This window comes from Methylobacterium sp. FW306-05-D, assembly GCF_058782155.1.
Genome location: NZ_JBYSXL010000118.1, coordinates 1 through 8,924, shown reverse-complemented (window position 1 = coordinate 8,924; position 8,924 = coordinate 1). Strand labels below are relative to the sequence as shown.

The following is an 8,924-nucleotide window of genomic DNA, read 5'->3' as shown; positions in this document are numbered from 1 at the left end:
CTGCACCGCCGGCCCCTCCCCCCGGGCGGGGGCGCCCGCCTTGACCCCATCAGTCGTCCGGCATAAAGAACTCGCGTTCGTTTCAACGAATTGCGTCCTCTTCCGCCGTCCCGGGTCCGGGCGTAGAAGACGCGCGTTGCGGGCCCGCCGGCCCGGGAGGATTTTTCCGATGACCGATCGTCTGCCCGGCTTCAACACGCGGGCCATCCATGCCGGCGCGGTGCCCGATCCGACCACGGGCGCGCGCGCCACCCCGATCTACCAGACCGCCTCGTTCGTGTTCGACGATGCCGAGCACGCCGCCTCGCTGTTCGGGCTCGAGGCCTTCGGCAACATCTATTCGCGCATCACCAACCCCACCAATGCGGTGCTGGAGGAGCGCGTCGCGGCCCTGGAGGGCGGCACCGCCGCCGTGGCGGTGGCCTCGGGCCATGCCGCCGAGTTCCTGGTGATGCACGCCCTGATGCAGCCGGGCGACGAGTTCGTCGCGGCCGACCGGCTCTACGGCGGCTCGATCAACCAGTTCAACCATTCCTACAAGAACTTCGGCTGGACCGTGGTCTGGGCCCAGACCGACGACCCCGCCTCCTTCGAGGCCGCGATCACGCCGCGCACCAAGGCGATCTTCTGCGAATCCATCGCCAATCCCGGTGGGGTGATCACCGACATCGCGGCGCTCTCGGAGATCGCGAAGCGCCACAACATCCCGCTCATCGTCGACAACACGATGGCGAGCCCCTACCTGATCCGCCCCTTCGAGCACGGGGCCGACATCGTCGTGCACTCGGCCACCAAGTTCCTGGGCGGCCACGGCAATTCCATCGGCGGCCTCGTGGTCGACGGTGGCACCTTCCCGTGGGCGGGCGACGCGCGCTTTCCCATGCTGTCGGCGCCCCGGCCGGAATATGCCGGCAAGGTGCTGGCCGAGACCTTCGGCAACTTCGCCTTCGCCATCGCCGTGCGGGTGCTGGGCCTGCGCGACCTCGGGCCGGCGCTCTCGCCCTTCAACGCCTTCCTGCTCCTCGCCGGCATCGAGACCCTGCCGCTGCGGATGCAGCGCCACTGCGACAACGCCCTGGCGGTGGCGCGCTTCCTGCAAACCCACCCGGCGGTGGCCTGGGTCAGCTATCCGGGGCTGGAGACGGACAAGTACCACCAGCTCGCCCGGCGCTACACGCCCCACGGCGCCGGCGCGGTGTTCACCCTCGGCCTGAAGGGCGGCTACGAGGCGGGGGTCAAGCTCGTCTCGAACCTCGCCCTGTTCTCGCATCTGGCCAATATCGGCGACACCCGCTCGCTGATCATCCACCCGGCCTCCACCACCCACCGCCAGCTCACCGACCCGCAGCGGGTCGCCGCCGGGGCCGGGCTGGAGGTGGTGCGGCTCTCCGTCGGCCTGGAAGATCCACAGGATCTCATCGCCGATCTCGACGCCGCCCTGACGGCCTGACCGCGGCCGTGTTAACGCTTCCTTTACCAAACCGGGCGGAGGCTCGCCTCGCGATCACCGGAGGCGGCGATGTCGGGCTTGACGTCTATGAACCTGTCTTCCCTGGACTGGGCCTTCCTGGAGCAGATCGGCGACGGGCTGGCCTTCCTGGCCGTCCTGGCGACCCTGGTCGGCCTCGCGGTGGCCTTCGCCCCGGGCCCGACGCCTCGGCGCCTGCCCGCCCCGGTGAAACGGATGCGCGACACCGGCCGTTATTGACGGCACCGCCGGCGGGGCCTAGGCCCCCGTCTCAGTCCCGTCACGAGATCGTCCGGCCGCCGATGACGCAAGACCCGCCAGACCTGCCCGTCGTGCTCCTCGTCGAAGACGACGGCCTGCTCCTGATGGAGGCCGCCGACACGCTCGCGGATGCCGGGTTCGAGGTGGTGGAGGCGAGCCACGCCGACAACGCCCTCTCGGTGCTGGAGAGCCGCGCCGACGTTGACGTGCTGATGACCGACGTGGACATGCCCCGCGGCTCGATGGACGGCTTCGCCCTGGCCCGCCTGGTGGCCCATCGCTGGCCGACCATCCCCGTCCTCGTCGTCTCCGGCATGGGCACGCCCGGCCCGAACGACATGCCCGACGGGGCGCGCTTCATCCCGAAGCCCTACGAGCCCTCGACCCTGGTCCGGACCCTGCGCGCCTTCGCCCGCCGCGCCGCCTGACCGCTCACCCGACCTTCACAGACGGGAGGCCCCGATGGCCACCGAAACCCAGACCCATCGCTTCGCCACCCTGGCGATCCATGCCGGCGCCGCGCCCGACCCCGCCACCGGCGCCCGGGCCCAGCCGATCTACTTCACCAACGGCTTCGTCTTCGAGGACACCCAGCAGGCGGCGGACATCTTCGCCATGCGCCGCACCGGGTTCTCCTACTCGCGCGGCTCCAACCCGACGGTGGCCGCCCTGGAGCGCCGCGTCGCCGCGCTGGAGGGCGCCAAGGCCGCCGTGGCGGTGGCCTCCGGCCAGTCCGCCGTGCTGATGGTGCTGATGACCCTGATGAAGAGCGGCGAGGCCTACGTCGCCTCCTCGCGGCTGTTCGGCGGCTCGCTCGGCCTGATGAACCGCCTCGACGGGCGCTACGACCTCAAGCCTCAGTTCACCAAGGGCCTGACCCCGGCCGATTTCGAGGCGCAGATCACGCCCGAGACCCGGGCGATCGTCTGCGAGTCCATCGTCAACCCCTGCGCCACCGTGATGGACCTGGCCGGCATCGCGGAGGTGGCCCGCCGGCACGGGCTGCCGCTCGTCGTCGACAACACCCTGGCCTCCCCGGCCCTGATCCGGCCGATCGAGCACGGCGCCGACATCGTCATCCACTCCACCTCGAAGTTCCTGGGCGGCTCGGGCCAGACCATCGGCGGCGTGATCTGCGACGCGGGCAAGTTCGACTGGGCGGCGATCCCCGGCCGCTACAACCTGATGAGCGAGCCCTGGGCCGATTACGACGGCCTCGTGCTCACCGAGCGCTTCCCGGACTTCGCCTTCGCCTCGGCCTGCCGCGTCTTCGGCATGCGCGAGCTCGGCCCCGGCCTGTCGCCGATGAACGCCTTCCTGACGCTGACCGGCATCGAGACCCTGCCCCTGCGGATGGAGCGGCATTGTTCGAACGCGAAGGCGGTGGCGGCTTTCCTCAAGGACCACCCGGCGGTGGCCTGGGTGAGCTACCCCGCCCTGCCCGGCCAGGAGGGCGAGGCGATGGCCGCCCGCTACGTGCCGCAGGGCCCGGGCTCGATCTTCACCGTGGCGCTCAAGGGCGGCGAGGCGGCGGCGGTCCGGTTCATCATGGGCCTGAAGCTGGTCTCGCACCTTGTAAACATCGGTGAGATCAAGTCTCTGGCGATCCACCCGGCCACCACGACCCACCGCCAGCTCGACCCGGCCGACAAGGCCGCCGCCAAGGTCGGCCCCGAGACGGTGCGCCTGTCGATCGGCCTGGAGAACGTCGAGGACCTGATCGCCGACGTCGCGCAGGCCCTGGCCCCGCTCGCCTGAGGCGCGGGCGATCCGGGCGGATGGAGGGCGCCGGCGCGGCGCCCTCGCTTATAATCCGACCACCCGTCCGAGCGGCATCGCGGCCGGCGCGGCGAGGCCGGCCGGGACCGGCCGGGGCGCCGCCGGCGCGCGGGCCGCCCCGACGGCCTGGTTGTAGAGGCCCCGGTGCTTGGTGCTGGGGATCAGCTTCTCGGTCAGCCCGATCACCGTCTCGGCGGCGCCGAGGAGGAGCGCGCCGTCGGCCGCCAGGCTGTTGCTGAGCCGGGCCAGCACGTCGCCCTTGGTCGGGGCGTCGAAGTAGATCAGCACGTTGCGGCAATAGATGATGTCGAAGGTGCCGAGGCTGTCGAAGGGCTGCAGCAGGTTCAGCGGGCGGTAGTCCACCATCTGCCGCAGGCTCGCGGAGATGCGCCACTGCTCGCCGACCTGCTCGAAATGCTTGATCAGCGACTGGACCGGCAGGCCGCGCTGCACCTCGAAGTGGCTGTAGAGCCCGGCCCTGGCCTTATCGAGCACCTCGGTGGAGAGGTCGGTGCCGATGAGGTCGACGCTCCAGCCGGCGAGGCGCGGGGCGGCGTCCTGCAGCATCATCGCCAGGGAATAGGGTTCCTGGCCGGTGGAGGCCGCGGCGCACCAGATCCGCAGGCGGCGCTGGCTGGCCCGGCGGGCCATGGCCTCCGGCAGCAGCACGTCCCTGAACAGGTCGAAGGGCGTGCGGTCGCGGAAGAAGAAGGTCTCGTTGGTGGTCATCGCCTCGACCACGGCGCGCTCCATGGCGAGGTCGCGGCCGCCCTTGAGGGCGACCACCAGCGCGCCGAGATCGGCGAGGTTGAAGCGCCGGCAGATCGGGCCGAGGCGGCTCTCCACGAGGTAGCGCTTCTCCCCGCTGAGGGCGAGACCGGAGCGGGTCTTGAGGTAGGCGCGCAGGAAATCGAACTCGATGTCGGTCATGCGCCCTGCCCCGTCAGAAGATTGCGCAAGGCCGGCCCGATCTCGGCCAGCGGCAGGATCGCCTGGGCGAGACCCGCCTTGGCGATGCTCCCGGGCATGCCCCAGACCGTGCTGGTCGCCTCGTCCTGGGCGAGCACCGCGGCGCCGGCCTCGGTGAGGGCGCGCGCGCCGCCCGTGCCGTCCGAGCCCATGCCGGTGAGGACCACCGCGAGGGCGGAGGCCCCGAAGATCGCCGCCGCGTCCTGGAACAGGACGTCGACCGCGGGCCGGCAGAAATTCACCACCGGCCCGTCGTGCAGGCGGATGGTCACGTCCTGCCGCGAACCGCCGAGGCCCATGTGGCGGCCGCCCGGAGCGACGTAGATCCGGCCCGGCTGCAGGCGCTCGTCGGCCTTGCCCTCCGCGGCCGGCAGGCCGGTGCGGACGCCGAGATGCTCGGCGAACACCGCGGTGAAGACCGGCGGCATGTGCTGCACGATGAGGACGGGGAACTGGCGCAGGGTCGGGCTGCCGATCTTCTCCAGCACCTCGCCGACGGCGCGCGGGCCGCCGGTGGAGGCGCCGATGAGGAGGACGCGGGGCGCGACGCCGGTGCGGGCCTTCGGGCGCAGCACCAGGGGGGCGGTCGGGCGCAGGGCCGAGACCGGGGCCGGCGCCGGCGTGCCGTGGGAGAGCGGGATCGGCGCGCCGGAGGCCCCGCGCTTGCGGGCCCGGGCGGAGCCGAACAGGCGCACCCGCTCGATCAGGTCGGTGCGGAAGGCGTCCGAGGTGGTGACGCCGCGGTTGCTCTCGGGCTTCGGGATGTAGTCGACGGCGCCGAGGGCGAGGCAGCGCAGGGAGATGTCGGCGTTGCGGGTGGTCAGGGTCGACATCATGATGACCTGGACGCCGGGGCTCTTGGCGAGCAGCATCGGCAGGGCCTGGGTGCCGTCGAGCTCCGGCATGTCGATGTCGAGGAGGATCACGTCGGGGTCGTGGCGCGACATCGCCTCCAGGGCGATCCGGCCGTTGGCCGCGGTGGCGACGACCTCGTAGCCGGCCTCGCCGATCCAGCGGGCGACGAGCCCGCGCACCACCGCCGAATCGTCCGCGATCAGGACCCGGACCCGTTGCCCCGCCAGGGGCGGCGGGGCGGCGTGGGTCGACGCAAAGGTCGGTGCTGTGGCGGCCATCAGGGACTTCACGCTGTGAGCGACGCGGGGGGACGGTCGAGGGGAGGAGAATGCCCGGACGGGGCGGGAGGCCCGGTCCGGGGCCGCGTCAGGCCGCGTCGGCTTCGGTGACGAAGCCGACCTGCGCCAGCTTCGCCGTGACGATGTCGCGGTCGAAGGGCTTCATGATGTACTCGTCCGCGCCCGCATGCAGGGCGCGGGCGATGGCGCCGATGTCGTTCTCGGTGGTGCAGAACAGGACCTTCGGCTTCTCGCCGCCGGGCGTCTTCCGCAGCGCCCGCAGGAAGTCGTAGCCGTCCATGGTCGGCATGTTCCAGTCGAGCAGGATCGCGTCCGGCATGGTCTTGCCGCAGGCGCTCAGGGCCTTCTCGCCGTCCTCGGCCTCGCCGACCTCGAAGTTCATGGTCTCGAAGATGCGGCGCGCCACCTTCCGGATGACGGCGGAGTCGTCGACGATGAGACAGGTTTTCATCGGTCCGTTCTCCAGGGCTGGGGGTCAGGCCGCGCCGGCGGTGCGGGCGTTCGTCCCGAAGGCGAGGAGCGCGTCGACGTCGAGGATCACGAGGAGGCGCCCGTCCAGGCGGTGGACGCCGAGGGTGAGGTCGCGCCAGCGGGCATCGAGGTTGATCGGCACCGGCTCGTGGGTCTCGGCCCCGAGCTTGAGCACCTCGCCGACGCCGTCGACGATGAGCGCGAAGGTCTCGCCGCCCTGCTCCAGGCCGATCGCCATCTGGGCGCCATCCCCGGTGCGCGGCGCCATGCTGAGGCGCCGGCGCAGGCACAGGGCGGTGACGACCCGGCCGCGCAGGTTGAGGAGCCCGACGATCTCCGGCGGGGCGAGCGGCACCGGCGTGACGCCGGCGGGAATGAAGACGTCGTGGACCCGGCCGATGGCGAGACCGAACATGGTCTCGCCGACGAAGACGGTGACGAAGTCGTGGGTGCCGGCGGTCTCCGCGGCGTTGGTGTTGGCGGCCTGCATCATGGGCGTGGACTCCGAAGGGGGCTTCGCCGGTCAGGCGGCGGCGGCGAGGCTGACGACGTCGAGCTCGGCCAGGGCCGAGATCAGGCCGCTGCGGTCGAACTTCGCCACGAGGTCGGCGATGCCCAGGGTCCGGGCCCGCTCGATGGCCTCGGCCCCGATGGTGCCGGTGAGGCCGATGACGGGGAGCGCGGCGACGCGGCCCTCGACCTTGCGCATGGCGCCGACGAGGTCGAAGCCGTTGCGGCCCGGCATCTCGAGGTCGCAGACCACCACGTCGACCCGGCCGTTGGAGAGCAGGGTGGCCACCGCCTCGTCGGCGCTGGCGGCGGTGATCACGTTGTAGCCGGCGGCCTTGAGGACCGGGCTCAGCATCTCGCGGAAGAAGGCGGAGTCGTCGACCAGGAGCAGGGTGGAGCTGCGCTTGACGGTCTTCTTCGGGCCCCGCGCCCAGTCGTCGTAGGCGAGCGGCAGGAAGTGGGCGATGTTGATGATCTCGGTGGCGCGGCCGCGCAGGACGGCCGAGCCGATGAGGTCGGAGCGGTCGGCCGAGATCTCGACGTCGAGGCGCTCCTCGACGATGTCGACGATCTCGTCGACCACGAGGCCCATGGCCCGCTCGCCGTCCGAGAACACCACCAGGGCCTGGGTGCCGGAGGTGCGGATCTCGATCGAGGGATCGGCCGGCACCAGGGGCATCAGGCGGCCGCGGTACTGGATCAGCGGACGCCCGCCGACCCACTCGACCTTGGCCGATTCGATCTCTTCCAGGCGGGTGACCAGCGAGAGCGGCACCGCCTTGTAGCTGCCCGCGCCGCCCTTGAAGACCAGGAGCGTCGCCTTGGCGTCGGCCGCCTCCGTCTCCTCGACCTCGGCCTCGACCGGGATCGCGCCGGATTGCGAGCCTTGGCTCACATGCTGGGCGATGCCGTTCGGATCGACGATGAGCACCACGGCGCCGTCGCCCAGGATGGTGTTGCCGGCGAAGAGCGGCAGGTGGCGCAGCTTCGAGGACATCGGCTTCACGACGATCTCCTCCGTGTGGAAGACCTCGTCGACGAGGATGCCGAAGCGCTGGCGCCCGACCTGGGCCACCACCACGAAGCCGGAATCGACGGCGTCGGCGGCCTGGTCCTGGCCGAGCACGCCCGTGAGGGTGACGATCGGCAGGAGGCGCTCGCGCAGGCGCAGGACCGGCGAGCCGTTGATGCGCTCGACCTTCTGCGCGGTCGCCTTGTCGACGCGCACCAGCTCGAGCACCGCCACCTGCGGCACGGCGTAGCGCTGCTCGCCGGCCTTGACGATGAGGGCGGCGATGATCGCCAGGGTGAGGGGGATCTTGATGGTGAAGGTGGTGCCGCGGCCGAGCTGCGTGTTGATGTCGATGACGCCGCCGATGAGCTCGATGTTCGTCTTGACCACGTCCATGCCGACGCCGCGGCCCGAGACCGAGGTGATGGCGGCGGCGGTGGAGAAGCCGGGGTGGAAGATGAACTTCGCCACCTGAGCGTCGGTCATGCGCTCGACCTCGGCCTGGCTCGCGACCTTGCGCTCCACGGCCTTGCGGCGGATGGCGACGAGGTCGAGGCCCTTGCCGTCGTCGGCGATCTCGATCGTGATCGTGCCGCCCTCGTGATAGGCGGAGAGGCGGATGGTGCCGCGCACCGGCTTGCCGGCGGCCTTGCGGTCGGCGGCCGACTCGATGCCGTGGTCGGCCGAGTTGCGCACCATGTGGGTGAGCGGGTCCTTGATGACCTCCAGGACCTGACGGTCGAGTTCGGTCTCGGCGCCGCTCATCACGAGCTCGATCTGCTTGCCGAGTTCCGACGACAGGTCGCGGACCACGCGCGGCAGCTTCTGCCAGGCATTGCCGATCGGCTGCATGCGCGTCTTCATGACGCCTTCCTGCAGCTCGGCCGTCACGTGGCTGAGGCGCTGCAGCGGGACCTTGTAGGTCGAGTCGTCGTGGCGGCGGGCGATCTCGAGGAGCTGGTTGCGGGTCAGCACCAGCTCGGACACCATCGTCATCAGGTGTTCGAGGGTGTCGACGTTGACGCGGATGGTCTGGACCTTGGTGATCCCGCCCTCGCCGTCGCCGCTGGAGGCGGGCGCCTCGGCGGCCTTCGCCGGAGCCTCGGCGGCCTTGGGGGCGGGCATCGGGGCCGGAGCGGGCGCCTCGTGCACCGGCTCGGCGGCGACGGGCCCGGGCATCGCTGCGACCGGCGCGGGGGCGGCGTCGAACGGATCGGGGCCCTCGGCCTCCATGAAGGCGCGCTCGAGATCCTCGAGGCTGACCTCGCCGGGCTTCAACTCGCGCACCACCGGATCGGGC

General features: G+C 71.3%; 9 protein-coding genes. 4 read left to right on the top strand and 5 right to left on the bottom strand.

Annotated elements, in window-relative coordinates:
* Nucleotides 1–169: 169 nt before the first annotated feature.
* From AC3WLN_RS22825 to AC3WLN_RS22810, 4 genes are all read left to right on the top strand, one after another.
* Nucleotides 170–1,450: an O-acetylhomoserine aminocarboxypropyltransferase gene (locus AC3WLN_RS22825; RefSeq protein ID WP_492485104.1), complete on the top strand. Its 1,281-nt coding sequence runs from the start codon at nt 170–172 to the stop codon at nt 1,448–1,450.
* 87 nt (nt 1,451–1,537) lie between these two features.
* A complete protein-coding gene (locus AC3WLN_RS22820; protein WP_492485102.1) occupies nt 1,538–1,708 on the top strand; it encodes a hypothetical protein in 171 nt (56 codons plus the stop codon).
* A 62-nt stretch (nt 1,709–1,770) separates the two neighbouring features.
* Nucleotides 1,771–2,157, top strand: coding sequence for a response regulator (locus tag AC3WLN_RS22815; RefSeq protein ID WP_492485100.1), 387 nt, complete (start codon nt 1,771–1,773; stop codon nt 2,155–2,157).
* 34 nt (nt 2,158–2,191) lie between these two features.
* A complete protein-coding gene (locus tag AC3WLN_RS22810; protein WP_492485098.1) occupies nt 2,192–3,487 on the top strand; it encodes an O-acetylhomoserine aminocarboxypropyltransferase/cysteine synthase family protein in 1,296 nt (431 codons plus the stop codon).
* A gap of 48 nt (nt 3,488–3,535) precedes the next feature.
* Here AC3WLN_RS22810 and AC3WLN_RS22805 read toward each other — a convergent pair whose 3' ends face one another.
* The 5 genes from AC3WLN_RS22805 to AC3WLN_RS22785 all read right to left on the bottom strand — a co-directional run.
* Nucleotides 3,536–4,438, bottom strand: a complete 903-nt coding sequence (locus AC3WLN_RS22805; protein WP_492485096.1) for a CheR family methyltransferase — start codon at nt 4,436–4,438, stop codon at nt 3,536–3,538.
* Nucleotides 4,435–5,610, bottom strand: a complete 1,176-nt coding sequence (locus tag AC3WLN_RS22800) for a protein-glutamate methylesterase/protein-glutamine glutaminase (RefSeq protein WP_492485094.1) — start codon at nt 5,608–5,610, stop codon at nt 4,435–4,437. The genes AC3WLN_RS22805 and AC3WLN_RS22800 overlap by 4 nt, the downstream gene beginning before the upstream one ends.
* An 88-nt stretch (nt 5,611–5,698) precedes the next feature.
* Complete coding sequence (locus tag AC3WLN_RS22795; protein WP_463775770.1) at nt 5,699–6,082, bottom strand: response regulator; 384 nt, start codon at nt 6,080–6,082, stop codon at nt 5,699–5,701.
* A 24-nt stretch (nt 6,083–6,106) separates the two neighbouring features.
* Nucleotides 6,107–6,592, bottom strand: coding sequence for a chemotaxis protein CheW (locus tag AC3WLN_RS22790; RefSeq protein WP_492485106.1), 486 nt, complete (start codon nt 6,590–6,592; stop codon nt 6,107–6,109).
* Nucleotides 6,593–6,625: 33 nt separating this feature from the next.
* The coding region (locus AC3WLN_RS22785) for a hybrid sensor histidine kinase/response regulator (protein WP_492485091.1) at nt 6,626–8,924 on the bottom strand (2,299 nt) is incomplete at its 5' end.

Excerpts from the sequence above, each read along its gene's own strand:
- AC3WLN_RS22805 (WP_492485096.1), bottom strand. The coding sequence starts at position 4,438 with ATGACCGACATCGAGTTCGATTTCCTGCGCGCCTACCTCAAGACCCGC.
- AC3WLN_RS22825 (WP_492485104.1), top strand. The coding sequence starts at position 170 with ATGACCGATCGTCTGCCCGGCTTCAACACGCGGGCCATCCATGCCGGC.
- AC3WLN_RS22800 (WP_492485094.1), bottom strand. The coding sequence starts at position 5,610 with ATGGCCGCCACAGCACCGACCTTTGCGTCGACCCACGCCGCCCCGCCG.
- AC3WLN_RS22790 (WP_492485106.1), bottom strand. The coding sequence starts at position 6,592 with ATGCAGGCCGCCAACACCAACGCCGCGGAGACCGCCGGCACCCACGAC.
- AC3WLN_RS22795 (WP_463775770.1), bottom strand. The coding sequence starts at position 6,082 with ATGAAAACCTGTCTCATCGTCGACGACTCCGCCGTCATCCGGAAGGTG.
- AC3WLN_RS22820 (WP_492485102.1), top strand. The coding sequence starts at position 1,538 with ATGAACCTGTCTTCCCTGGACTGGGCCTTCCTGGAGCAGATCGGCGAC.
- AC3WLN_RS22810 (WP_492485098.1), top strand. The coding sequence starts at position 2,192 with ATGGCCACCGAAACCCAGACCCATCGCTTCGCCACCCTGGCGATCCAT.
- AC3WLN_RS22815 (WP_492485100.1), top strand. The coding sequence starts at position 1,771 with ATGACGCAAGACCCGCCAGACCTGCCCGTCGTGCTCCTCGTCGAAGAC.